Below are 24,720 nucleotides of genomic sequence, written 5' to 3' on the forward strand. Positions count from 1 at the left end.
TTTTTAAATTAAACAATACATTTTTTAAAAAAAATCTATTCGTACCTTAGCATTTTAAAAAAGACACTATGGTTTTAACTGTTGATATAGGAAATACAAGAATAAAAGCGGCTGTTTTTGAGGGATATAACACAATGGAAATTTTCGTTTTTTCTAAAGATGAAATTCAGGAAAAAATTGAGATTATTTTAAAGAAATATAAAAAAGTCATGTATTTGGTTGTGGCTTCTGTCGGTAATGTAGATAAAAATTTGTTTTTGTGTTTTCAAAAAGATCTGGATGTATGGTTTGTTTCCAATGAAGATGCATTTCCTTTTACCAATAATTATGCTACTCCAAAAACCTTGGGGATAGACAGGATGGTATTGGCGGCAGGTGCAACTTTACAATTTCAAGGCAAAAATCGATTAATTATAGATGCGGGAACTTGTGTGACCTATGATTTTGTAGATGAAATGGATGTGTACCATGGTGGAGCTATTTCTCCAGGTTTACGTTTGCGATACGAATCGTTGCACAACTTCACCGAAAAACTACCTTTGCTAACTGTAGAGAGCCCTAAATATTTCGTTGGTGATTCAACCGCTGAAGCAATCCATTCTGGAGTTGTAAATGGATTGGTCTATGAGATTAATGGTTTTGTCGATGAATATCAATCAAAATACTCAAATTTTATAATAATTTTAACGGGTGGGGACACAGAATTTTTGGCTAAACGATTAAAAAATACCATATTTGCCAATTCAAATTTTCTGTTAGAGAGTTTGAACCAAATTTTTCAATATAAAATAGAAAATGATTAAAAAAATTATTGTTATTGCATGTTTCTTTTTTTCGCTAATGTCTAGTGCTCAAAGTGGATCTGCCTCTCCTTATTCTTTTTTCGGAATTGGTGAATCCAGATTTAAAGGAAATCTTGAAAATCGTTCCATGGGAGGTTTAAATATTGAGCAAGACAGTCTTCATATTAATATTTTGAATCCTGCTAGTTTTGCCAGTATTAGGTTTACTACTTTTACGATAGGTGGAAATTATACCTCTACTAGTCTGAAAACGGATTCTAAAAAAGAAAATGCACAGAGAACAACAGTGGATTATTTGGCTGTTGCTTTGCCATTAGGTAAAGTTGGTGTCGGATTTGGATTGTTGCCATATACTTCGGTAGGATATAATATTCAATCGACAAGTTCAGACCCAGATGGGGCAAATAATGTCATGAAGGGAACAGGTGGTTTAAACAAAGCTTTTTTTTCATTGGGGTATACAGTTATTCCCAGTTTAGTGGTTGGAGCCGATATACAGTATAATTTTGGAAGAATTAATAATTCAAATTTAGAATATATTACAGGGGTGGCAATAGGGACCCAGGAGGTGAATAAAGCCGATTTGAATGGGTTTACTGCTAATTTTGGTGCAATGTATAAACACAAAATATATAAAAAAACAAATTTGTACAGTAGTTTTACATACACGCCCCAAAGTAAATTGTCTTCTACTAATACCAGAACAATTTCTACTGTAAACTATAATTCTAATTTTGATGTTGGTGTTGTTGATCAAGTAGATGCAAGGGAAATTAGAACAGATTTGATGATCCCAGAAAAAATATCTTTTGGTCTTGGTGCCGGTCAAACAAAAAAATGGATGATAGGAACACAAATGGTTTTTCAAAATGTTGGAAAATTAGCATCTGATTATAATACTTCAAGCAATACAACTTATGGGAAATATTCAAGTTATAGTTTAGGTGGTTATTATGTTCCGAACTATAATGTCTTTTCTAAATACTATCAAAAAGTGGTTTATAGAGCTGGTTTGAGATATACAAAAACGGGCACTATTGTTAAATCAGAAGAAATAGACGACAAGGGGATAACGTTAGGTTTCGGATTGCCAATTATAGGTAGTCTGTCCAATGTTAATCTTGGTTTGGAATATGGGCAAAGAGGTACAACTGCTAAAGGATTAGTTCAAGAAAATTATTTTACTTTTGCAGTGAGTTTCTCTCTTAATGACAAATGGTTTGGGCACAGAAAAATTGACTAATTTAATTATTAAGTTAAATTAATCGGTTTCCCTAATTGACATTCTATTATGACTTTCTATAAAAAATATATCCCGCTTCTTTTGCTGCTAATTATTGTTGTTAGTACGGTTTTGGGGTGTGAGAGTAATTTTAAGGAAGTTCAAAAAAATGATTATTCTGAGTTTGTTCCCAGTGGAGATGCTGACAATGTGAATTTAAAATACACCGATTCGGGAAGAATAAAATCCATATTGGTGAGTCCAAAAATGTATGATTATGCAAATGTGGATTTTGCATTTACAGAATTTCCAAAAGGAGTTGATGTAACGATTTATGATAATAAAGGAAAAAGAACCTTTATCAAATCGAATTATGCAATTTCGTATAAACAAACCAATATAATAGATTTACAAGGGAAAGTAAAAATCACTTCGGAAGCCGGGCAAATGCTCGAAACGGAACAGTTGTATTTTGACCAAAAAAATCAATGGTTTTATACGGAGAAAAAGTTTAAATTGACAGATGCCAAAGGAGGTTCGACAGGACAGGGAATTGATTTTAGCAAAGACTTTAAAGTCGTGAACTCACAACGAATAGAAGGAGAGATTGAATCTTCAGAATAATAAAAAATAATGACAACATGAATTTCTTAAAATATACCTCATACCTTTACTTAGTTTTTGGAATCTATTTTCTTTACGATGGATATACAAAATGGAATACGAATGAGTCTCCTCTGTTATATTTCATATTTGGAGGTCTTGCCATTTTCATGTTTTTCTTTAGAAGAAACTTTGCCAAGAAATTTGAAGACAGAAACAAACAATCATAAATGCTATGGAAATAGGTATCATAATATTGTGTTTAATACTATGTGCTTTTTTTTCAGGGATGGAGATAGCGTTTATTTCTTCGAATAAAATTTATTTAGAATTAGAAAAAAAACAAGATAGTTTCGTTTCTAAAACTCTTACCAAGCTTACCGAGAAACCTTCAAAATTCATTGCAGCAATGCTTATTGGGAACAACATTGCACTTGTTGTTTACGGATTTTTTATGGGCGAATTGTTAATGGGTTGGCTGTTGCTTTTTAATTTGCATTTTTCTGATTTCACGAGTCTTTTGATTCAGACTGTAATCTCAACATTTATTGTTTTAATAACAGCTGAGTTTTTACCTAAAGTATTTTTTCAGATTTATGCCAATTCACTTATTAAGTTTTTTGCCATTCCGGCCTATGTCTTTTATAGATTATTCTATTTCATTTCGACTTTTTTGATATGGATTTCCGATTTTGTTTTGAAAAGATTTTTTAAAACGGATGGAGACCAGGTGCAGCTTTATTTTAGTAAAGTTGAATTGGGAAACTATATCAATGAGCAAATGAGTACGGTGGAAGATCATGAAGAGGTAGATTCTGAAATACAAATATTTCGTAATGCGTTGGATTTTTCGGGAGTAAAAGCGCGAGATGTAATGACGCCAAGAACCGAAATTGCGGCACTAGAAGTAGGTGAATCGCTGGAGAATCTCAAAGAATTGTTTATAGAAACTGGGTATTCAAAAATGGTAATTTACCAAAATTCATTAGACGATATCATTGGTTATGTCCATTCTTTTGATTTGTTCAAAAAGCCTTCAAGCATAAAGGAGATTGTTATTCCAGTTGAGTTTATCCCGGAAGCTATCTATGTAAAAGACGCTATGAGTTTGTTGACCAAAAAACGAAAAAGCGTAGCGGTTGTATTGGATGAGTATGGGGGGACATCAGGAATTCTGACCATCGAGGATATCGTCGAAGAACTATTTGGTGAAATAGAGGATGAACATGATTTAGATGAAGAATTGATAGAAAAAGAACTTGAGGAGGGTGCTTTTTTATTCTCTGCTCGTTTTGATGTGGAGTATTTGAATCTGACCTATAAACTGGCCATTCCAGAAAGTGATTCCTATGGCACGCTAGGAGGATTTATTGTGAATTTTACCAAGGAGATTCCTCAAAAAGGAGATGAGATTACTATAGAAAACTATCATTTTGTGGTCGAAGAAGCCACAAATAAGAAGATTGAATTGGTTAAAATGACTATCAAAGACTGAGATTCTTTTTTTAATTTAAAAAAAAACAAAAAAAAAACAGTAGTTCTATAATTATTAATTAGATAATTGTATTTTCGCAAACAAAATTTTAAAATAAACAATAATATACAATGGCAGTTTTATCAAAAATTAGACAACATTCCGCTATAATGATTGGAGTTATTGCTCTAGCATTATTCTCATTTATAATCCAAGATCTTTTTACGAAAGGAAATTTTGGTAAGAGCTCAAAGGATGTTGGAAGCATCAATGGAAAGGATATCGCATTTGAAGACTTTAGAGTAAAAGTAAGCAATGTAGAAAAAAGTGGACAGGGGATTACTTCAACAGAAGCGTCTAGACAAGTGTGGGATCAAGAAGTGACTATCGCTTTGCTTTCTGCAGAATTTGATAAATTAGGATTAAGAGTAGGTGAGAAGCATATTTTGGATATCCTTAAGGCAGATCAAAATATTGGTAAAAATCCAATGTTTTTAAATGCTGCTGGTATGTTTGATGTTGTGAAATTCAAAGAATATTTCAAGTCAAATCCAGAGCAAGCACAATATTTGAAAGAGAGAGAAAAAAGCGCTGAATTGAATGCTAAATTTCAAATCTATAATACCTTGGTTAAAGCGGGTATTTATACTACTGAAAGTGAAGGAAAATTCAATTACGAAATGGGAGCGAACAAAGTAAACTTTGCTTATGTTGCCGGTTTGTTTTCTACTATAAAAGATAGTGAAGTAAAAGTTACTGATGCTGATATTTTGGATTACATGAAAGCGAGTCCAAAAAAATTCAAATCTGAAGAAACTCGTAAAGTAGAATATGTTCTAATTGAAGATAAAGCATCTCCAGCTGATGTGAATGAAGTTAAAACTAAAGTTAATTCATTATTGACAGGAAGTGTAGTTTACAATCAAGCAACTGGTAAAAATGATACTTTAGCTGGTTTTAAAAACACTAAGAATGTGATTGAATTTGTAAATTCAAATTCTGATGTACCTTATGATTCTTCTTATGTTGCCAAAAAAGATTTGCCTGCAGTTGATGCTGATAAATTGTACAACTTAGCTCCAGGTGAAGTTTACGGACCTTATGTTTTTGGAAAGTACTACTGTATTTCTAAGTCTTTAGGAAGAAAAGCAGGTGTAAATGCAAAAGCAAGTCATATCCTTATTAGTTATGAAGGAACTCAAGTGCCTAATAAAAGAGAGAAAAGAACTAAAGAGGAAGCTAAAGCTAAAGCTGAAGAAATTTTAGCTCAAGTAACTGCAAATCCAGATAGTTTCTTGATGTTGGCTTTCACTAGTTCAGATGATTCTTCTGCGCAACAAGGTGGAGATTTAGGATATTTTGGACAAGGTCAAATGGTAAAACCTTTCAATGATTTCGTTTTCAATAATGGTATCGGAAAAGTAGGTTTGGTAGAAACTCCATTTGGTTACCATATCATTAAAATCACTGACAAACAAGACGGAATTCGTTTGGCAACTGTAGCTCAAAAAATTGAAGCTTCAGAAGCTACTTCTGATAAAGTATTTACTCAGGCGACTAAATTTGAAATGGATGTTGCTGATAAAGATTTTAATAAAGTAGCAAAAGATATGGCTCTTACTGTAGCTCCAGCAGTTTCAGTAAAAGCGATGGACGAAAATTTTGGTCCTTTAGGAAACCAAAGAACTATCGTTAGATGGGCTTTTGAAAAAGACACGAAAGAAGGTGCTGTAAAAAGATTTGAAGTGGCTAATTTAGGTCATGTAATTGCAAAAGTTAAAACTATTGATAATTCTGGATTAGTGCCAGTTGATCAAGCTAGACCTTATGTAGAGCAAATTCTTAAAAATAAGAAAAAAGCAGAATTGTTAAAAGCTAAAATGAATGGAAGTTCATTGGAAGCTATCGCAAAAGCTACAGGTACAACTGTACAACAAGCTACTGATGTTACTTTGGAAAATCCAGTTTTAACAGGTGGTGTTGGTCAAGAGCCAAAAGTGGTAGGAACTGCATTTGCATTGGCTGCTAATAAAGTATCAGCTCCAATTGAAGGGGTTACTGGAGTTTATGTAGTGAAAAACGTAAGCACTGTTAAAGCACCAGCTTTAAAAAGCTATGTTGACAATGTAAATAAATTAAAAGCCCAAAGCGCTTCTGAGATTAACAGAGTATTGCCAGCTTTAAAAGAAGGTGCTGATATTAAAGACAACAGAAAAGATTTTAATTACTAAACAGTAATTTTCAAACATAAAAAACCCGATACTTATAAACTGCAAGTATCGGGTTTTTTGTTTTATGGATTTTTCAATCAGAATCGGTGGTCGATTTCTAATGCTGAATTTGAGTAAAATATTATAATATCATTTCGATATAAGGAATTATGGTTTCAAATCCTTTAGATATAAAATAAGGACTAGGATTTTCTTTTGAAATGACCAATACAAAATCACCTCCCCAGGCTCCAAGACTTTTTATGGTTCCTTCAAAATCGGGAAACAAGGATTCTTTTGCGGTTCTTATTTCAAGAATGGAACTCAGTTCTTTTTCGTGCTTTTCTAACGCTTGCGCAAAAGTGTTTTCGTCTTTTGCATTCAAAACAGTTTCCGTTAGTCGATTGATAATCTCTTTGGAGATTTCTAGATTATTTCTTTTCTCTTTATAAGAAGCAATGGCATTTTTGCTGCTTTGTTTTTGGTTGAGATAAACAAAGTATAGGTTTTCTGTAAATGTTGGATGGAAATTTACGTTTTCAACAATTGGTTTGCCTTGTTCAAGATGATATAGGATAGGGCAATCGTTTTGAGCACAGGCAACATCATAACCACTGCCTCCAAAACTGTTTTTAAGCAACGTAAAGGCATTAATATTAAACCACTGAGCGATATTATTTATTAACGTCGAAGAGGTTCCTAATCCCCATTTTTTCGGAAAACTCAGTCGGGTAGAAACAGTATAACCCTCTGATTTAAAAATTACATCCGTATTCAATCGATAGGCTTCTCGTAAAATGGTAATAAGAGTGTTTTTTACAGATTCTTTTTCAAAAGGAGTTGTGGAAATAATTGCCGAAAACGGAATTGTATCTTCAAACCACACACTTCCGTCGGCATCATGACTTTTCCATTTTATTTCTTTGTTACCGGTTTTCTCCACAATCAGGTTTTGTCCAAATTTTGTAGGCAAGGCCAATGCTTTTGCGCCATCAAGGACCAAATATTCTCCTGTTATCAAAAGTTTTCCGTTACTGTAAAATGTTTTTTCCATTATTTTATTAACTCAAATAACTTTGTCAAAGTTTAAGGATAATTATTTTCTTAAATTTTCAATATAATCAACTACAGCACTATGGGAAACAACATGATGTTTGAAGTATTTTTTTATTAAAATACGTTCTTCTTCATTAGCTTCAAACTGATTTAGGATATTGTTCAAATGCATTTTCATGTGTCCATCCTGAATTCCTGTTGTAGTCAAAGAACGCAATGCAGCAAAGTTTTGTGCCAATCCAGCTACTGCAACAATTTGCATTAATTCTTTGGCAGAAGGTTTTTCAAGCATTTCTAAAGACAACTTTACTAAAGGATGCAGCGATGTCAATCCGCCAACAGTTCCTAAAGCCAAAGGAACTTCTAGCCAAAAACTAAAGATTCCGTTTTCTATTTTGGCATGGGACAAACTGGAATAATGTCCTTTTCTGGAAGCATAGGCATGGATTCCTGCTTCCACGGCTCTGAAATCGTTTCCTGTTGCGAGAACAACAGCATCGATTCCGTTCATAATTCCTTTATTGTGCGTTACGGCACGATACGGTTCCACTTCGGCAATTTGCACTGCTTGAATAAATTTGGCAGCAAATTCATGAGGATATTCAATATGTTTTTCGGCTAAATCTTCAATAGGACATGAAACTTCGGCGCGAACAATGCAATCTGGAACATAATTGGAAAGAATACTCATAACTATTTGTATATTCTTTTCTTCTTCAGTAAACATTTCAAAAGCTAGTGCCTCATCTTTTAATGTTTTGGCAAATTGTTCCAAACAAGAATTGATAAAATTGGCTCCCATGCTGTCTTTGGTTTCAAAAGTAGCATGCAGCTGATGATAATTTGGCAATAAACTGGTTTTGTTTTTTAGAATAATATCTAAAATGCCACCACCACGTTTTTGCATATTTTTGGTAATGCTTTCAGTAGTTGCGAACAATTTGGATTTTAATTGTGCAAAGAATAACGTCAGTTTGGATTCGTCTCCTTTGTAGATAAAATGTACCTGACCAATTTTTTCAGTACTAATAACGGTTGCTTTGAATCCACCACGGGTTGACCAAAATTTAGCTGCTTTGGAAGCTGCCGCAACAACAGAGCTTTCTTCAATGGCCATTGGAATCGTGCTGTATTTTCCATTGATAAGGAAATTTGGTGCAACACCCAAGGGAATATAAAAATTTGAAATCGTATTTTCTATGAATTCATCATGAAGTTTTTGAATTTTTTCATCAGAATTCCAGTAATTTTTAAGTAGTGCTATAGCTTCACTTGGAGTTGAAAAATAGTGATTGGCAATCCAGTTTATTTTTTCTTCTTTGGATAATTTAGAAAATCCAGCAACAGCGTTGTTCATAGGTATCAATTATAGCTTTATGTTCGCAAAGATACACATTCCATTTTATTGCTTTTTTCAAAATGAATCTGTATTACGAATTCGATTAATTTATTTAGGGAATTGACTTTTTGATAATTTAAAATTGGATGAGTGTTATATAAGAAGAAGTTTTGTTTTTATTGTAAAATTTTAAATACTACAAAATCAATGGAAAGAATGACTGCACTTTGTTTAGTTTTTAGAAAAATATTTACTGAAATTGTTAAAAATAATTTTTTATAACATTTAACAAGACAAAAGTGTTTTATTTATAAAATTTTCACTAAAATTGTCGCTTTTATAACTTAATCCATATTATGTAATGAGTATTACATTAAATTAGTACAAATACTAATTATGAATGCAAAATTGCATATTGAAAAAGAAAACAAATTTACCTAAATATGAATTCGAATAAGATTACTGCCCTACTTTTCTTTTTGTGTGTTACTGTATTTGGACAACAAAAAATAACCGTTGATGAAATTTATACGGGCGCTTTTCGTGCCAAAGGAATGGATGAATTGCAATCAATGAAAAATACCAATCAATACACTGTATTGAATTCTGACAGAGCAACTAGAAGTATGCAAATCGACCTTTATGATTTTGCAACCCTAAAAAAAGTGTCTAACCTTATCGATACTAAAAATTATAAAGAATTAGCGGATGGGATTGATAGTTATACTTTTGATGATTCAGAAAAAGAGATATTAATTGCTTGTCATTCAAACAAAATTTTCCGCCACTCTTTTACAGCAGATTATTTTTTATATGATATAGCTGCGAAAACCCTAACAAAACTTTTTGATTTCCAGGTTCAAGAACCAACTTTTTCTCCAGATGGAACTAAGATAGCTTATGCTAAAGAAAACAATTTATATGTTTATGACGTAGCTTCAAAAAAATCAACTGCAGTTACTACTGATGGAAAGAAGAATGCTATAATTAATGGAATTACGGATTGGGTTTATGAAGAAGAATTCGCTTTTGTACGTGCTTTCGATTGGAGTGCAGACAGCAAAAAACTAGCTTATATCCGTTTTGATGAAAGTGCTGTGCCAGAATTTTCAATGTCGATTTTCCAAAAAAGTTTATATCCAACAGTTGAGACTTTTAAATATCCTAAAGCAGGAGAGAAAAATTCGTTAGTTTCATTGCATTTATATAATGTAGATTCTAAAGCTGTAATAAATGTGGATTTGGGAAAATATAATGATTTTTATATCCCTAGAATAGAATGGACAAATGATGCTAATGTTTTATCTGCAAAAGTGGTAAATCGTCATCAGGATAATCTAGATCTATTATTCGTTGATGGAACTACTGGAGCTGCTAAAGTTGTTTTTAATGAAACAGAAAAAGGGTACATCGATTTTATTGATACGGATAATTTAACTTTTCTGAAAGACAATAGCTTTATTTGGACAAGTGAAAAAGACGGTTTCAACCACATTTATCTTTACGATAAAACTGGAAAACTAAAAAATCAAGTTACTAAAGGGAACTGGGAAGTTACTTCATACTACGGTTTCGACGAAAAAACAAAAACTATTTTCTATCAATCTACAGAAAATGGTTCTATCAACAGAGATGTTTATCGCATAGGATTAGATGGAAAAAACAAAGTTCGTTTGTCTAAAAACACTGGAACAAATGCAGCGACTTTTAGTCCTAATTTCCAATTCTTCATTAATACTTTCTCAAGCGCTTCTCAAGCTACAACTTATACTCTAAACGAGTCAAAAACAGGGAAAGAAATTCAGGTTATCGAAAACAATCAGGCTCTTACAGCAAAATTAGGAGGTTATAATTTGCCGTCTAAAGAGTTTTTTGTTTTAAAAACAGCAAAAGGGAATGAATTAAATGCTTGGATTATCAAACCGAAAGATTTTGATGCTTCTAGAAAATATCCAGTTTTTATGTATCAATATTCAGGACCAGGATCTCAACAAGTGAATAACGATTGGAATAGTGCCGATGATTACTGGTTTATGTCGCTTACACAACAAGGGTATATTGTAGCTTGTGTTGACGGAAGAGGAACTGGTTTTAAAGGAGCCGATTTCAAGAAAGTGACACAGAAACAATTAGGAAAATATGAAGTTGAAGATCAAATCGATGCTGCAAAAGTAATAGGTTCTTATCCATATGTAGATGCTTCAAGAATTGGTATTTTTGGCTGGTCTTATGGAGGGTTTATGTCGTCTAACTGTATTTTTCAAGGAGCTGATGTCTTCAAAATGGCAATTGCTGTAGCTCCAGTAACCAACTGGCGTTTTTATGATAGTATTTACACAGAAAGATACATGCAAACTCCACAAGAAAATGCAAGCGGATATGATACTAATTCGCCAATTAATCATGTAGAGAAATTAAAGGGAAAATTCCTTTTGATTCATGGTTCTGGAGATGATAACGTGCATGTGCAAAATTCTATGCAAATGATGGAAGCTTTAATTCAAGCCAATAAACAATTCGATTCTCAAATATATCCGGATAAAAATCACGGAATATATGGAGGAAAAACTAGAATTCAGTTGTATACCAAAATGACTAATTTTATCAAAGAAAATTTATAAACCAAATCACAATACAAATACCAAAAACAAAAATGACAGAAACTCAATCGAAAACAGCACATCCAAAAGGACTTTGGGTATTATTTGGAACCGAAATGTGGGAACGGTTCAATTTTTATGGAATGCGAACTCTGTTGGTTCTTTTTCTTGTAAATTCCTTAATGATGAAAGAAGAAGATGCTTCTTTAATTTATGGAGGTTTTCTGGGACTTTGTTATTTGACTCCGATGCTTGGAGGTTTTATTTCAGATCGTTTTTTTGGAAATAGAAATTGTATTATGCTAGGTGGGTTGATGATGGCAATTGGGCAATTATTATTATTTACTAGTGCTAGTGTTTTTGGTGAAAATCTAGGTTTGGCGACTACTATAATGTACTCTGGATTAGGAGTAATTATTTTTGGTAACGGATTTTTCAAACCAAATATTTCCAGTATGGTGGGAAGTTTGTATCCAAAACAAGAAAAAAGCAAATTAGATACTGCATTTACCATTTTCTATATGGGAATCAATTTAGGGGCTTTCTTGGGTCAATTTATTTGTCCATTGATTGGAGATGTTAAAAGCTTAGGTGGAGTTCGCGATATTCACGCTTTTAAATGGGGATTCCTTGCTGCTGCAATTGCGATGCTTCTTGGAACTTTGGTGTTTTATTTCTTGAAAAATAAATATGTGGTTACTCCAGAAGGGAAACCATTAGGAGGATTGCCTTCTAAAAATGAATCTTCAGATTATGAAGTTGGTGAGGCTCAAAGTGCTGTTTTTAGTTCAAAAGCCTTAATAGTATCAGTAATTGCTTTCGTAGGATTATTCTTATTATTTCATTTTTCGGTAGATGGTACAAACGTTGTAAAAACGATTATTTATCCAATCATTTATGCAAGTGGTATTACATTGGCAGGTTTGATTTTATCAGACAGTTCATTGACTAAAATAGAAAGAGATCGAATTATTGTAATTTATATTATTTCTTTCTTTATTATATTCTTTTGGGCAGCTTTTGAACAAGCAGGATCATCTTTAACTTTTATTGCGGATAACCAAACTGACAGAAACTTTTTCGGTTGGCCAATGCCTGCTTCTATGGTTCAAATTTTCAACGGATTATTTGTTGTTGCTTTAGCTGTCCCTTTCAGTATGTTGTGGGATAAATTAAGAGCAAATGACAAAGAACCTATTTCTCCAGTAAAATTGGCTTTAGGATTGTTGTTAATTACGGTAAGTTTTTTCATGATTGCCACTCAGGTAAAAGATCTTGGTACTTCAGGTTTGTTAGCAATTAAATGGTTAATTCTATTGTATTTATTGAATACTTGCGCTGAGTTATGTTTGTCTCCGATAGGTTTATCATTAGTTGGTAAATTATCTCCAAAACGCTTCTCTTCTTTACTGTATGGAGTGTTTTTCTTGTCGAATGCTTCAGGTTATGCATTAGCGGGAACTTTGGGTTCTATATTGCCGGCAACAGGAGATAAATTCAATAAAGCAAAAGAACTTGGAATTGATTTGCAGGCTGTTTTAGATAAAAAAGTAACGCCTACAGCAGAGCAATTGCAATTATTGGACAAAAATCAAATTATGGATCATAACCCAATTTTTGCCGGTTTTGAAATTCATAACTTATTTGAATTCTTTATGGTATTTGTTGCGCTAACGGGTATCGCAGCACTTATTTTATTTGCACTAACTCCATTTTTGAAAAAAATGATGCACGGTGTACGATAATTCAATAAAATAAAAATAAACTAAAAACATCATCTTTTTGATTCAATCAAAGAGGTGGTGTTTTTTTATTTAAACTCTTTTTAATATAATTTTATAATGGAACAAAATTTAAGTTTAGAACAAATACAAAATTTCAAAGGGAAGTACCCTAAGCAGCTGTGGTATTTGTTTTTTAGTGAGATGTGGGAGCGTTTTTGTTTCTATGGAATGCGTGGAATGTTGGTTGTATTTATGGTTGGTCAGTTAGGGATGAACGATAGGGTTGCCAATTTGCAATACGGTGCTACACAAGCTTGGGTGTATGCATTTACATTTATTGGAGGTTTGTTTGCCGACAAGATTCTAGGTCTTAGGAAATCTTTATTTTGGGGTGGAATATTAATGATCATTGGGAGTGTCATTCTTTCGATTGATCCGAAAAACTTCTTTTTTATTGGAATTGGATTTACCATTGTTGGAACTGGATTCTTCAAACCCAATATTTCATCAATGGTTGGACAACTATACCAAGATGGTGATCCGAGAAGAGATGCCGGTTTTTCATTCTTTTATATGGGTGTAAATCTTGGGGCATTAATTGGAGGATATATTTGTATAGCTGTTGCCGAGGGTTCTATGTGGCAATCACTCGTTCCCGAATATTTACGCTGGAATGTAGGTTTTGGATTTGCTGCAATTGTTATGATTATAAGTCTTTTGACATTTACGCAAACTCAAAAAAAATTAGGAACTATTGGGATTTCACCTTTATTGGAAATTGAAAGTTCCAAAAGGAAAAGAATGGAAACACTGACTTATATTGGTTCATTATTGATTATTCCAGTAATTATTATTATGGTGGCCAATACTGTTTACACGGACTATTTCATGATGTTCATCGGGCCAGCTTCTATTTTGTATTTGCTTTACGAAATGAAAAACTTTTCGGCTACAGAAAATAAAAAATTATTTGCCGCATTGATTTTCATCATATTCTCCATTTTCTTTTGGGCATTTTTTGAGCAAAGTGGAGGTTCTTTAAGTCTTTTTGCAGTGAATAATTTAAATAACACTATTCTTGGGGTTAAATTAAGTCCAAATGGAGTGAACAATTCTGCTAATTCATTTTTCGTTATCGGGTTTGCTGCCTTAGTGGGATTGGTTTGGTTGTGGATGGCCAAAAGAAAAATAGAGCCAAATACTGTTATTAAATTCGGTTTGGCATTTTTATTTTTGGCAGCAGGTTTCTGGATTTTTTATTATACTAAATTCTTCGCAGGAGCTGATGGTAGAACATCCTTAGGATTGTTTACTTTTGGATGGTTCATTATTACATTTGGGGAACTTTGTTTGTCTCCAATTGGTATGTCTGCCATGACCAAACTATCACCTCTAAAAACGCAGGCGGTAATCATGGGAATGTGGTTTTTGGCTAGTGCTTATGGTCAGTATTTTGCTGGATTATTAGGAGCTAATATTGCAGAAGCTTCTGAGCATGCAACCAATCTTGAAAAGTTAAATGTCTATGCCAATGGATATAAACAATTAGGTATTTATGCTTTGATTGCAGGGGTAGTTTTAATCCTTATTTCTCCATTGGTGAAAAAATTAATGCAAGAAGTAAAGTAGCGGACAAATTTTGGTATTATTTTTGTTTAAATTTGTAAATAAGAAATTAGAGGGTAAACAAAAAAATAAATAGAGCAAATGAAAAAAGTATTTTTGATAACATTGTTTTTAATCGGAGCTGTTGCGACTCAGGCTCAAGAGTTAAAATGGTACACAGATGTTAAAGAGGCTATAACAGTTTCAAATAAAGAGAAGAAACCGTTAATGTTATTTTTTACGGGGAGTGATTGGTGTGGATGGTGTATCCGTTTGCAAAATGAAGTGCTCAAAACACCTGAATTTGGTAAATGGGCCAATGAAAGTGTTGTTTTGGTGGAATTGGATTATCCTAGAAGAACACCGCAATCTGATGAGATTAAAAAACAAAATAACGAATTGCAACAAGCATTTGGAATACAAGGATATCCAACCGTTTACTTTGCTAAGGCAACCGTGAGTAAAGAAGGGAAAGTAAATTTTGAAGGTTTGGGCAATACTGGTTATGTAGCTGGAGGTCCAACTGCATGGTTAGCAGTTGCAGATCCTTTTGTGAAAAATGCCGCTATGGGTCCTGCACCAAAATCTAAATCAAAATCTAAAAAAGTATAAAAAATACAATTAATTAATTTTATAAAATCCCTTTTCGCTCGTTGCGTGAAAAGGGATTTTTTGTTGGAAACAAGTTGCTTTCCATCTTTTTTGAAACGATTTGTAATTGGATGCATCGGCAACAACCATTTTGGGTTTGGTAGTTTGCAATAGCCTGTCAAGATTAATTTTTGGCGATTGTGTGATTATTAAAATGTCTGGTTGTATCATCTTCGGGTACACTTTTGAACTATCGATCAACAGTATTTTGTTTCCTTTAAAATATATCAGATTCTTCAGTTTATGTTTTTCTTTTAATTCGCTAAAGTTGGCCGTGAGATAGGAAGCGAGTACTTTATTGGTTTCGGAATTTTTTAAAAAGCTGTTATTAGCATATAGCTTTGCGTTAGCTCCATTTCTTTCTATGATCTGCGTGTTTTTTGAAGTATTCAACACAACAAACTCGGATTGATTCTGAACTTCCCATTTTGTTGCAATAGCAGATAATTGAAAGGTTACCAAGGCTATTAATGCCCAAACTAAGTTTTTAAAGCGTTTTTGCTGGAAAGCAATAATTGTCGTGATAATAACCAAATAACTACTTATTAGGAGTGCTGTGTTTAAAGGAATGTCTTTGATAATGAATTGTTCCAATGAGGCAATGTAGCCAATTATTTTGTCCAAATAATAAATACTTATTTCCAGAATTTTTGCCGGATAAAAAGGAACCCAGCTGAAAGAAGCAAAAACCATTACCAGACAGCCAACTCCCATAATAATACTCAGGAACGGAATCACAATGATATTTGTGACAAAGAACAATCCTGGAAACTGATGAAAGTAATAAATACTGAGAGGCAAAGTGCCAATCTGCGCCGCAAATGAAACGGTCAAGATGTCCCAAAAGTAGTTAAGGATTTTGTTTTTTGGTTGCCAAAGTTTTGCCATCAAAGGCTGCAGCCAAACGATAAAAAACAGGGCAACATAACTCAACTGAAAACCGACATCGAATAAGAATGAAGGCTGAAACAGCAAGATAAGTAAAATCGAAACAAGAAGTGTGTGATAAATATTGACGCTTCTTCTCAAATATTGCCCGATCGCAACAAAAGAAAACATCGTTACCGAGCGTACCACCGAAGGGGCTAATCCTGCCAAAATCCCAAAAAGGAACAAGGCAGCGAGTGTAAGTAACAACTTGATGAAAGCACCTTTTTTTGTATTAGGAAAAGGTTTTAGCAGAAAAGTGACGAACAGTAATATAAATCCAATATGCAATCCCGAAACCGATAAGATATGTATAGCTCCTGCATATTGATAGTCCTGAATAATTTCGGAATCAATGTCTTGCTGTTGACCCATTATTAGTGCTACGGCAACGTTTAATTCTTTATTGTGGAATTTGCTTTTCTCTAAATTTTGGATAATCCGGGTTCTTAGTCGTGCGGCGTAATACCAAATGTCTTTTGTTATTTCGGCATTGAGCTGTATTTTATTTGGCTCCGAGTAGAGTTGGGCATAGATTTGTTTGTTTTCGAGGTATTTCTGGTAATCAAATTGATTGGGATTCTTCTGGCTCCTATTTTTATATAAAAGTGCATTGATTTTTAATTGATTTCCGATGTCAAAAGAATGTTTTGTGCTGTCTTTGCTAATGTTGAGTAGAATTCGGCCAGAGGATTTTTCTTTATCAATTGAATTTACCAAGGCAATATAGCGATCGTTGAAAACGGTACTTTTTAATTTTTCCCTTAATGTAAGGATGTAAGTGTGGTTTTTGTCAAAGATGTTCTTGTAGTGAGTGTAGTTGTTTCGTTGGTTGGAATCGGTGTGGACTGTTTGTGTGGTGACACCGATGGAAAAGACTAGGAGGTACGTTGTGATTCCAAAAGGCAATTGAGATTTTGCATTTGTTTTACTTGAATAATACGTTCCGATAAAAATAATGGCGTTTATAGTCAGAAAAGCAAATACAATTGGAAGGATTGGCTTTAGGGAATAGGCGAGCAGTATGCCTGCAATAAAGGCTATCGTGATTCTGGCTACTGGGAATTGCATTACTTTCATAATGCCAAAATACAAATATTTTGTAAGAAATAAGTACTTTTGTAAAGAATCTCCTTATGATTGTCCGCTTGTCTTGGGTGAAGGATAGAAGCAAGCTACCGAAGTAGCGCATATAGCCTGGCAGCATAAACGGAAAGGAGCCAAATCACCACAAGATGATTTGGCTCCTTTTCTTTATGGTGGCACCTCCAAAATATTTTAAAATTATTTTATGGAGTCAACAATTAAATGTGCCGTTTTTTTGCTGGCGCCTATTCCTCCTAGTTTTTCTTCGAGTAAATCGTAGTTTGCGAGCAGTGTTTTACGATAATTGGGTTCGAGAATTTTGGTTAATTCTTCTCGGATGCGTTTGGTGGAGCAATCGTCCTGAATTAATTCGGTTACAACTTCCCTGTCCATAATTAGGTTGACAAGCGAAATGTATTTTAGGGTGATGATGCGTTTGGCGATTTGATAGGAGGCCCAACTGCCTTTGTAGCAAACGACTTCTGGAACTTTGAAAAGAGCGGTTTCGAGCGTGGCCGTTCCGGATGTTACCAGTGCCGCGGTGGCGTTTCGCAATAAAGCATAGGTTTTGTTCGAGACGAATTTTATGTTTTCGCCGGAAATGAATTGCTGGTAAAATGATAATTCCTGGCTTGGCGCTCCCGCAATTACAAATTGATAATCGGGGAAATCCTTGACAACACTTAGCATCACCGATAACATTTTACTGATTTCCTGTTTCCGGCTACCGGGTAAAATGGCGATAATTGGTTTTTCGGACAATTGATTTTCTGCCTTGAAAGTATTAGCGTCAATACCTGATTGATTGTGGATGGCATCAATCAATGGATGCCCAACAAATTCAACAGAGAATTTATGTTTGACTTCGTAAAAGTCTTTTTCGAATGGCAAAATTACGTACATTTTGTCAATATCGTGTTTGATAGCCGTGATTCGGTTTTCTTTCCAAGCCCAAATTTGTGGGGAAATGTAATAATGGTTTTTATATCCGACTTGTTTCGCCCATTTGGCAATTCGCATGTTGAAACCGGGATAATCGATGTAAATAATCACGTCCGGTTTGAATTGCGTAATGTCGTTTTTGCAAATAGTGATGTTATTCAAAATGGTTTTCAAGTTGAACGCCACTTCGATAAACCCCATGAATGCCAATTCGCGATAGTGTTTTACCAAAGTTCCGCCTACGTTTTGCATCAAATCGCCACCCCAAAAACGGATGTCGGCATTTGGGTCTTCTTCATAAAGTGCTTTCATTAAATTGGAACCATGTAAGTCTCCAGAAGCTTCTCCTGCAATAATATAGTATTTCATTTTTGTGTTTTTTTGGATGAACAAAGATAATATTTTAGATACTAAGATTCTGAGATACTAAGTCGCTGAGATAAAACGGAGATTTTAAAAAAAAAACGTAGAATCTTAGCGACTTAGTGACTCAACAGCTCTAAAGAAATAAAGTAACAATAGTGAGCATGATAACTGCCAAAACGACACCTCTTGCCATAATTTCTTTATTCATTTTTAGTAAAATTCCGAAGGCGATTAAATCCATTATAGAGCCTAGGGTAACAATTTTCCCAAGATGTCCTTCGTTTTTCATGGATTGGATTCCGGCCATAAAATCCGAGTGAACAACAAGTGTAATGTACAAAAACATTCCCAAGAGGGAAGCTAAAATTCCTATTATGAATCCGATGAGTAAGTCTGTTTTATTCATTCCAATCTCTTTTGGTTAAGTTTTGTATTGCGTGATGTGCGGTCAGGTCAAATTGTACAGGGACTATCGAAATAAATCCATTTTGCAATGCCCACTCATCTGTGTCTTCGCCTTTGTCCTGATTAACAAATTCTCCTGTAAGCCAGTAGTAATCTTTGCCTTGAGGGGTTTGTCGTTTGTCAAATTTTTCCGTCCAAAGGGCATTAGCTTGACGGCAAATTTTAATTCCTTTGATTTCTTTTTTCTTTAATTTGGGAAAATTTACATTCAAAATAACGCCTTCCGGAAGTTTGTTCTTTAAAACTTCGAGTGTGATTGTTTTGATAAACGATTTGATTTGTTCAAAATCGGCATTCCAATCATAATCCAATAAAGAAAAACCAATTGCTTGAATACCTTCGATTCCAGCTTCTACGGCGGCACTCATTGTTCCGGAATAGATGACATTTATGGATGAGTTGGAACCATGATTAATACCCGATACACAAAGGTCCGGTTTGCGTTTTAAAATTTCGTGAACGGCTATTTTAACACAATCTACAGGAGTTCCGGAACAGCTGTATTCTATGATCGCATCTGTGTCTTTTGAAATTTTATTGAGATATAAAGTGTCGTTTATGGTGATGGCATGCCCCATGGCGCTTTGGGGTTTATCTGGAGCGACGATAACGACATCTCCTATTGTTGCCATTACTTCGATCAAAGCTCTTATGCCCGGAGCAGAAACACCATCGTCATTTGTAATTAGTATTAAAGGCCTTTCATTTTTCATTTAATTGCTGTTAAAAAGATATAATTTTTCATAAATTTTGACTTCGAAAACAAATGTACTAACACAAAATCTTATATTGCGAACAAATAAAATATATTTTTTGGGTTTAATTTTTGAAACTTAAAAAATCAATTTTATACCTTTAACAAAAAATTATGTAGGTATCTAGGGGGCTGGCATAGTTTTTAATGTAACTTAGATAAAAAAATTGATGAATTCTATTATTAGCTTTATGAAAAGAAATTATAAAATACTCATAGCTGTGGTATGCCTTTCGGCTACCTTATTCGCCTTTAATATTAATTCAAAAAAATCAGTAGATCCAGAGAGAGATAAATTGCTTTTGGAGTTATTGACATTTGTAATTGAAAAAGGACATTATAATCCTGCTGTAATAGATGATAATTTTTCAAAAGGGGTTTACAAAGATTATATAGCTGCATTAGATCCGTCTAAACGTTTCTTTCTGCAATCGGATATTAATGAATTTTCCAAATTCGAATTGGAATTGGATGATCAGTTGATTAATAAAGATTTGACTTTTTTTAATCTTACATACGATCGTTTAATGCTTCGTATGGAAGAAAGTAAAAAAGTATTTAAAGACATTTTAGGGAAACCGTTTGACTATAGCGTTGATGAGGATTTTAATGTAGATTACGATAAAGCTCCTTATTCTAAAAACAGTACAGAATTGAAAGAGAAATGGAGAAAACAAATTAAATTATCGACTCTTTCGTCTTTTACAGACAAGAAAAAAATGGAAGAGGATAAGAAATTGAAAGATCCTAATTACGTAATGAAAACAGATGCGGCTCTTGATATTGAAACTAGAGAAAGCTCTTTGAATTCATTAAATGAATCCTTTGGATTTATGAATGATTTAAAAAGAGATGATTGGTTTACATTGTACATCAATTCTATCATGTCCCGTTTTGACCCACATACCACTTATTTTGCTCCTGAAGAAAAAGAAAGATTTGATGTGAGTATGAGCGGTAAGCTTGAAGGTATTGGTGCCAGATTGCAAAAGAAAAATGATTATACTGAAATTTCAGAATTAATTTCAGGTGGACCGGCTTGGAGAGGAAAGCAATTGGAAGCAGGAGATTTAGTGATGAAAGTGGCTCAAGGCAATGGTGTTCCTGTTGATGTTGTAGGAATGCGTTTGGATGATGTAGTTAAAAAAATCAAGGGCCCAAAAGGTTCTGAAGTTCGTCTTACCGTGAAAAAAGTAGATGGAACTATTCAAGTGATTTCAATTATAAGAGATATTGTTGAGATAGAAGAAACCTATGCCAAGTCGAGTGTGGTTGATAAAAACGGTTTGAAATATGGGGTTATATATTTGCCTAAATTTTATATCGACTTTGAAAATAAAGACGGAAGAGATGCCGGTAAGGATATTGCACTAGAAGTGGATCGTTTGAAAAAAGCAGGAGTAAAGGGTATTGTTCTTGATGTACGTGATGATGGTGGTGGATCTTTATCAACTGTTGTAGATATCGCAGGTTTGTTTATTGAGCAAGGACCTATCGTTCAAATAAAATCGGCGGGTAAGAAAAAAGAAATCTTGTACGATACCGACAAAAAAATTGAATGGGATGGACCATTGGTAATTATGGTGAATGAATTTTCGGCATCGGCATCAGAGATTTTGGCAGCTGCTATCCAAGATTATAAAAGAGGAATTATCATAGGTAGTAAACAAACTTACGGTAAAGGAACTGTTCAAAATGTAATTGACTTGAACCAATTTGTTCGTAATAGTTCTGCTGGTGATTTAGGCGCATTGAAAACAACCACTCAGAAATTTTACAGAATTAATGGTGGTTCAACCCAATTAGAAGGAGTAAGCAGTGACGTGGTTATGCCGGATCGTTATGCTTATTTAAAAATGGGAGAGCGTGATGAAGAAAATGCAATGCCATGGGATAAAATTGATCCAGCTCCTTATACTGTTTGGACTAACACTTCAAAATTTGATCAAGCTATAATCAACAGTAAAAAAAGGATTGAAAGTAATGTTCAATTTAAATTAATCGAAGAAAATGCTAAATGGATTGATAGCAGAAGCGCTGAAAACAATTATAGCTTGAATATAGATAAATTTAAAATTGCTCAGAATCAAATTGAAGAAACAGCTAAAAAGTTTAAGCCAATTGTTGATTATAAAAATAATTTAAAGTTCACTTCATTACCTTACGAATTAGAAGGGATCACCAAAGATCCTGTTTTGAAAGAAAAAAGAGAAAGATGGCATGAAAGCTTGTCAAAAGATATTTATGTTGAAGAAGCTTTAAATGTTTTGGATGATTTACAACCAAAAGCAATTGTAAAAACCAGTATTCCGGGAGATAAAAAAGGGAAGCTGGTTAAATCATAAATTTTAAATAGATTCATAGTAATAAAAAACGCTTCAATTTTTGAAGCGTTTTTTTTATAGATAAAAATAGTAAATGTTAAATAATAGAATAAACTGCTTTTCAGACCATTGATTTGTTTAAGTTAAAAAAACTAATTTATATCTTTAACAAAATATTATTTGGCAGTCAATATATTTGGCATAGTTTTTAATGTACTTTAGAAAATATTTTAGCGTCATGCAAAGAGCAAGACCAAAAGAATGGTCGCAAATGCAAGCGTATATAAGTGAATTTATCCCGTCCCGAGTACTATTGGGAAATCAAAAATAACATGTTACATATGAAAAGAAATTATATAAAACTCATAGCTGTAGTATGCCTTTCGGCTACCTTATTTGCCTTTACAATTAATTCAAAAAAATCGGTTGATCCAGATAAAGACAAGTTGTTATTGGAGTTATTGATGTTTGTAATAAAGAAGGGGCATTATAGTCCTCTAACAATTGATGATAATTTTTCAAAAGGAGTTTACAAAGAGTATATAGAAGCTTTGGATCCTTCCAAACGTTTTTTCCTGCAGTCTGATATAAATGAGTTTTCCAAATACGAATTGGAGTTGGATGATCAGTTAACGACTAAAGATTTGACTTTCTTTAATCTTACTTACGATCGTTTGATGCTTCGTGTGGAAGAGGGGAATAAAATGTTTAAAGACGTTTTAAAGAGTCCTTTTGATTATAAAATTGAAGAGGAATTTAATGTAGATTATGATAAAGTTCCGTATGCCAAAAATAACACTGAGTTAAAAGAAAAATGGAGGAAACAAATAAAGTTATCTACGCTTTCTTCTTTAACTGAAAAGCAGAAATTAGAAGAAGGAAAAAAAATCAAAGATCCTGCTTATGTTGTAAAATCAGAAGCTGTGTTGGAAAAAGAAACAAGAGAAAGCTCAATGAAGTCATTGAATGAGTCTTTTGGGGCTATGAGTGAATTAAAAAGAGAAGATTGGTTTACATTGTATATCAATTCTATTATGGCTCAATTTGACCCGCATACTTCTTATTTTGCTCCAGATGAAAAAGAAAAATTTGATGTAAGCATAAGTGGTAAATTTGAAGGTATTGGCGCTCAGCTACAAAAGAAAAACGATTACATTGAAATCTTAGAACTTATTTCAGGAGGTCCAGCATGGAGAGGAAAACAATTGGAAAAAGGAGATTTAATTATTAAAGTAGCTCAATCTAATGGAACTGCTGTAGATATAGTAGGAATGCGTTTGGCGGATGTTATAAAAAAAATAAAAGGGCCAAAAGGTTCTGAAGTTCGTCTTACCGTAAAAAAAGCAGATGGTTCTTTGCAAATTATTCCAATCATCAGGGATATTGTTGAGATTGAAGAAACGTATGTTAAATCAAGTATTGTTGAAAAAAATGGTTTGAAATATGGGGTTATTTATTTGCCTAAATTTTATATTGATTTTGAGAACAAAGACGGAAAAGGACGAGATGCGGCTAACGATATGGCTAAAGAAGTAGATCGTTTGAAAGAAGCCGGCGTAAAAGGTATTGTTCTTGATGTACGTGATGATGGAGGTGGCTCTTTGGAGGCAGTTGTAAATATCGCTGGTTTGTTTATAGAAGAAGGGCCTATTGTTCAGGTTAAGTCGGCTGTAAAAAAAGAAATTCTGTATGATACCGATAAAAAAATAGCTTGGGATGGTCCATTGGTAATTATGGTAAATGAATTTTCAGCATCTGCTTCGGAGATATTGGCAGCAGCTATGCAGGATTATAAAAGAGGAATTATAATTGGAAGCAAACAAACTTATGGTAAAGGAACGGTTCAAAGGGTAATTGACTTGAATCAATATATCAAGAATAGTGCTTATGGAGATTTCGGAGCCTTAAAAACAACTATTCAAAAATTTTACAGAATTAATGGTGGTTCAACCCAATTAGAAGGAGTAAGCAGTGATGTGGTTATGCCGGATCGTTATGCTTATTTAAAAATGGGTGAACGTGACGAAGTGCACGCATTGGCATGGGATAAAATTGATTCGGCTACTTATACGGTTTGGAATAATACTTCAAAATTTGATCAAGCAATTATTAACAGTAAAAAGAGAATTGAAAACAATGTTCAATTTAAATTGATTGAAGAAAATGCTAAATGGATTGATAGTAGAAGTGCTGAAAACAATTATAGCTTAAACATAGATAAATTTAAATCGGAACAGAATCAAATTGAAGAAGCCTCCAAAAAGTTTAAGCCAATTGTTGATTATAAAAATAATTTGAAGTTCACTTCATTGCCTTATGAATTAGAAGGAACAGGCAAAGATCCTGTTCTGAAAGAAAAAAGAGAAAGGTGGCATGAAAGTTTGTCGAAAGACATTTATGTTGAAGAAGCTTTAAATGTTTTGGATGATTTACAACCAAAATCAATAGTAAAAACTAACATTCCTATTGATAAAAAAGGAAAGCTAGTTAAAAGATAAAAGGCAAATTTGAAGATAAAAAGCAGAGTATCTAGGTTGTGATATTCTGCTTTTTTAATTTATTGGATATC

18 protein-coding genes are annotated in these 24,720 nt (G+C 33.5%); 12 read left to right on the plus strand and 6 right to left on the minus strand.

The window, feature by feature from the left end; genetic code table 11:
• Positions 1–68: 68 nt before the first annotated feature.
• The 6 genes from C8C85_RS10070 (at position 69) to C8C85_RS10095 (ending at position 6,333) form a co-directional block, all read left to right on the plus strand.
• Positions 69–803: a type III pantothenate kinase gene (locus tag C8C85_RS10070; protein ID WP_116796959.1), complete on the plus strand. Its 735-nt coding sequence runs from the start codon at positions 69–71 to the stop codon at positions 801–803.
• Positions 796–2,046 carry a hypothetical protein gene (locus C8C85_RS10075; protein WP_116796960.1) on the plus strand — a complete coding sequence of 417 codons (1,251 nt, stop codon included), beginning with the start codon at positions 796–798 and terminating at the stop codon, positions 2,044–2,046. Before C8C85_RS10070 ends, C8C85_RS10075 begins: the two co-directional genes overlap by 8 nt.
• A gap of 48 nt (positions 2,047–2,094) precedes the next feature.
• Complete coding sequence (lptC, locus tag C8C85_RS10080) at positions 2,095–2,649, plus strand: LPS export ABC transporter periplasmic protein LptC (protein WP_116796961.1); 555 nt, start codon at positions 2,095–2,097, stop codon at positions 2,647–2,649.
• A gap of 17 nt (positions 2,650–2,666) precedes the next feature.
• Positions 2,667–2,858: a hypothetical protein gene (locus C8C85_RS10085; protein WP_116796962.1), complete on the plus strand. Its 192-nt coding sequence runs from the start codon at positions 2,667–2,669 to the stop codon at positions 2,856–2,858.
• Between the two features lie 5 nt (positions 2,859–2,863).
• Positions 2,864–4,123, plus strand: a complete 1,260-nt coding sequence (locus C8C85_RS10090) for a hemolysin family protein (protein WP_116796963.1) — start codon at positions 2,864–2,866, stop codon at positions 4,121–4,123.
• A gap of 110 nt (positions 4,124–4,233) precedes the next feature.
• The gene (locus C8C85_RS10095) at positions 4,234–6,333 is read left to right on the plus strand and encodes a peptidylprolyl isomerase (protein ID WP_116796964.1); all 2,100 of its coding nucleotides are present in this window, start codon (positions 4,234–4,236) and stop codon (positions 6,331–6,333) included.
• A gap of 121 nt (positions 6,334–6,454) precedes the next feature.
• Here C8C85_RS10095 and C8C85_RS10100 read toward each other — a convergent pair whose 3' ends face one another.
• Positions 6,455–7,366 (minus strand): GYDIA family GHMP kinase, encoded by a 912-nt coding sequence (locus tag C8C85_RS10100; RefSeq protein WP_116796965.1) that lies wholly within the window; start codon positions 7,364–7,366, stop codon positions 6,455–6,457.
• Between the two features lie 42 nt (positions 7,367–7,408).
• On the minus strand, positions 7,409–8,725 hold the full coding sequence (locus C8C85_RS10105) for a hydroxymethylglutaryl-CoA reductase, degradative (RefSeq protein ID WP_116796966.1): 1,317 nt from the start codon (positions 8,723–8,725) through the stop codon (positions 7,409–7,411).
• 425 nt (positions 8,726–9,150) lie between these two features.
• Between C8C85_RS10105 and C8C85_RS10110 the strand changes: the two genes are divergently transcribed.
• The 4 genes from C8C85_RS10110 to C8C85_RS10125 all read left to right on the plus strand — a co-directional run bounded on the left by C8C85_RS10110 (position 9,151) and on the right by C8C85_RS10125 (position 15,248).
• Positions 9,151–11,328: a S9 family peptidase gene (locus C8C85_RS10110; protein ID WP_116796967.1), complete on the plus strand. Its 2,178-nt coding sequence runs from the start codon at positions 9,151–9,153 to the stop codon at positions 11,326–11,328.
• A gap of 32 nt (positions 11,329–11,360) precedes the next feature.
• Complete coding sequence (locus C8C85_RS10115; RefSeq protein WP_116796968.1) at positions 11,361–13,052, plus strand: peptide MFS transporter; 1,692 nt, start codon at positions 11,361–11,363, stop codon at positions 13,050–13,052.
• 96 nt (positions 13,053–13,148) lie between these two features.
• Complete coding sequence (locus C8C85_RS10120; protein ID WP_116796969.1) at positions 13,149–14,660, plus strand: peptide MFS transporter; 1,512 nt, start codon at positions 13,149–13,151, stop codon at positions 14,658–14,660.
• A 78-nt stretch (positions 14,661–14,738) separates the two neighbouring features.
• Positions 14,739–15,248 carry a thioredoxin family protein gene (locus tag C8C85_RS10125; protein ID WP_116796970.1) on the plus strand — a complete coding sequence of 170 codons (510 nt, stop codon included), beginning with the start codon at positions 14,739–14,741 and terminating at the stop codon, positions 15,246–15,248.
• Between the two features lie 9 nt (positions 15,249–15,257).
• On the opposite strand, the gene C8C85_RS10130 is transcribed toward C8C85_RS10125, so the two are convergent.
• The 4 genes from C8C85_RS10130 to surE all read right to left on the minus strand — a co-directional run bounded on the left by C8C85_RS10130 (position 15,258) and on the right by surE (position 19,786).
• Positions 15,258–17,294 carry a ComEC/Rec2 family competence protein gene (locus C8C85_RS10130; RefSeq protein ID WP_116796971.1) on the minus strand — a complete coding sequence of 679 codons (2,037 nt, stop codon included), beginning with the start codon at positions 17,292–17,294 and terminating at the stop codon, positions 15,258–15,260.
• Positions 17,295–17,498: 204 nt separating this feature from the next.
• Complete coding sequence (lpxB, locus tag C8C85_RS10135) at positions 17,499–18,611, minus strand: lipid-A-disaccharide synthase (protein ID WP_116796972.1); 1,113 nt, start codon at positions 18,609–18,611, stop codon at positions 17,499–17,501.
• Positions 18,612–18,741: 130 nt separating this feature from the next.
• On the minus strand, positions 18,742–19,014 hold the full coding sequence (locus tag C8C85_RS10140; RefSeq protein ID WP_116796973.1) for a hypothetical protein: 273 nt from the start codon (positions 19,012–19,014) through the stop codon (positions 18,742–18,744).
• Positions 19,007–19,786, minus strand: a complete 780-nt coding sequence (gene surE, locus C8C85_RS10145; protein WP_116796974.1) for a 5'/3'-nucleotidase SurE — start codon at positions 19,784–19,786, stop codon at positions 19,007–19,009. The genes C8C85_RS10140 and surE overlap by 8 nt, the downstream gene beginning before the upstream one ends.
• Positions 19,787–19,997: 211 nt before the next feature.
• On the opposite strand from surE, the gene C8C85_RS10150 reads away from it, so the two are divergent.
• Positions 19,998–22,172, plus strand: coding sequence for a carboxy terminal-processing peptidase (locus tag C8C85_RS10150; protein ID WP_116796975.1), 2,175 nt, complete (start codon positions 19,998–20,000; stop codon positions 22,170–22,172).
• Positions 22,173–22,492: 320 nt separating this feature from the next.
• On the plus strand, positions 22,493–24,649 hold the full coding sequence (locus C8C85_RS10155) for a carboxy terminal-processing peptidase (RefSeq protein ID WP_116798451.1): 2,157 nt from the start codon (positions 22,493–22,495) through the stop codon (positions 24,647–24,649).
• Positions 24,650–24,720 lie beyond the last annotated feature (71 nt).

The sequence above is a fragment of the Flavobacterium sp. 103 genome (assembly GCF_003096795.1).
Taxonomy (GTDB): domain Bacteria; phylum Bacteroidota; class Bacteroidia; order Flavobacteriales; family Flavobacteriaceae; genus Flavobacterium.

Bases quoted from the DNA above. Each gene is read 5' to 3' on its own strand.
- C8C85_RS10150 (WP_116796975.1), top strand. From the start codon at position 19,998: ATGAATTCTATTATTAGCTTTATGAAAAGAAATTATAAAATACTCATA.
- C8C85_RS10070 (WP_116796959.1), top strand. From the start codon at position 69: ATGGTTTTAACTGTTGATATAGGAAATACAAGAATAAAAGCGGCTGTT.
- C8C85_RS10155 (WP_116798451.1), top strand. From the start codon at position 22,493: ATGAAAAGAAATTATATAAAACTCATAGCTGTAGTATGCCTTTCGGCT.
- C8C85_RS10075 (WP_116796960.1), top strand. From the start codon at position 796: ATGATTAAAAAAATTATTGTTATTGCATGTTTCTTTTTTTCGCTAATG.
- surE (WP_116796974.1), bottom strand. From the start codon at position 19,786: ATGAAAAATGAAAGGCCTTTAATACTAATTACAAATGACGATGGTGTT.
- C8C85_RS10110 (WP_116796967.1), top strand. From the start codon at position 9,151: ATGAATTCGAATAAGATTACTGCCCTACTTTTCTTTTTGTGTGTTACT.
- C8C85_RS10085 (WP_116796962.1), top strand. From the start codon at position 2,667: ATGAATTTCTTAAAATATACCTCATACCTTTACTTAGTTTTTGGAATC.
- C8C85_RS10130 (WP_116796971.1), bottom strand. From the start codon at position 17,294: ATGAAAGTAATGCAATTCCCAGTAGCCAGAATCACGATAGCCTTTATT.
- lpxB (WP_116796972.1), bottom strand. From the start codon at position 18,611: ATGAAATACTATATTATTGCAGGAGAAGCTTCTGGAGACTTACATGGT.
- lptC (WP_116796961.1), top strand. From the start codon at position 2,095: ATGACTTTCTATAAAAAATATATCCCGCTTCTTTTGCTGCTAATTATT.
- C8C85_RS10125 (WP_116796970.1), top strand. From the start codon at position 14,739: ATGAAAAAAGTATTTTTGATAACATTGTTTTTAATCGGAGCTGTTGCG.
- C8C85_RS10095 (WP_116796964.1), top strand. From the start codon at position 4,234: ATGGCAGTTTTATCAAAAATTAGACAACATTCCGCTATAATGATTGGA.
- C8C85_RS10090 (WP_116796963.1), top strand. From the start codon at position 2,864: ATGGAAATAGGTATCATAATATTGTGTTTAATACTATGTGCTTTTTTT.
- C8C85_RS10100 (WP_116796965.1), bottom strand. From the start codon at position 7,366: ATGGAAAAAACATTTTACAGTAACGGAAAACTTTTGATAACAGGAGAA.
- C8C85_RS10115 (WP_116796968.1), top strand. From the start codon at position 11,361: ATGACAGAAACTCAATCGAAAACAGCACATCCAAAAGGACTTTGGGTA.
- C8C85_RS10120 (WP_116796969.1), top strand. From the start codon at position 13,149: ATGGAACAAAATTTAAGTTTAGAACAAATACAAAATTTCAAAGGGAAG.
- C8C85_RS10105 (WP_116796966.1), bottom strand. From the start codon at position 8,725: ATGAACAACGCTGTTGCTGGATTTTCTAAATTATCCAAAGAAGAAAAA.
- C8C85_RS10140 (WP_116796973.1), bottom strand. From the start codon at position 19,014: ATGAATAAAACAGACTTACTCATCGGATTCATAATAGGAATTTTAGCT.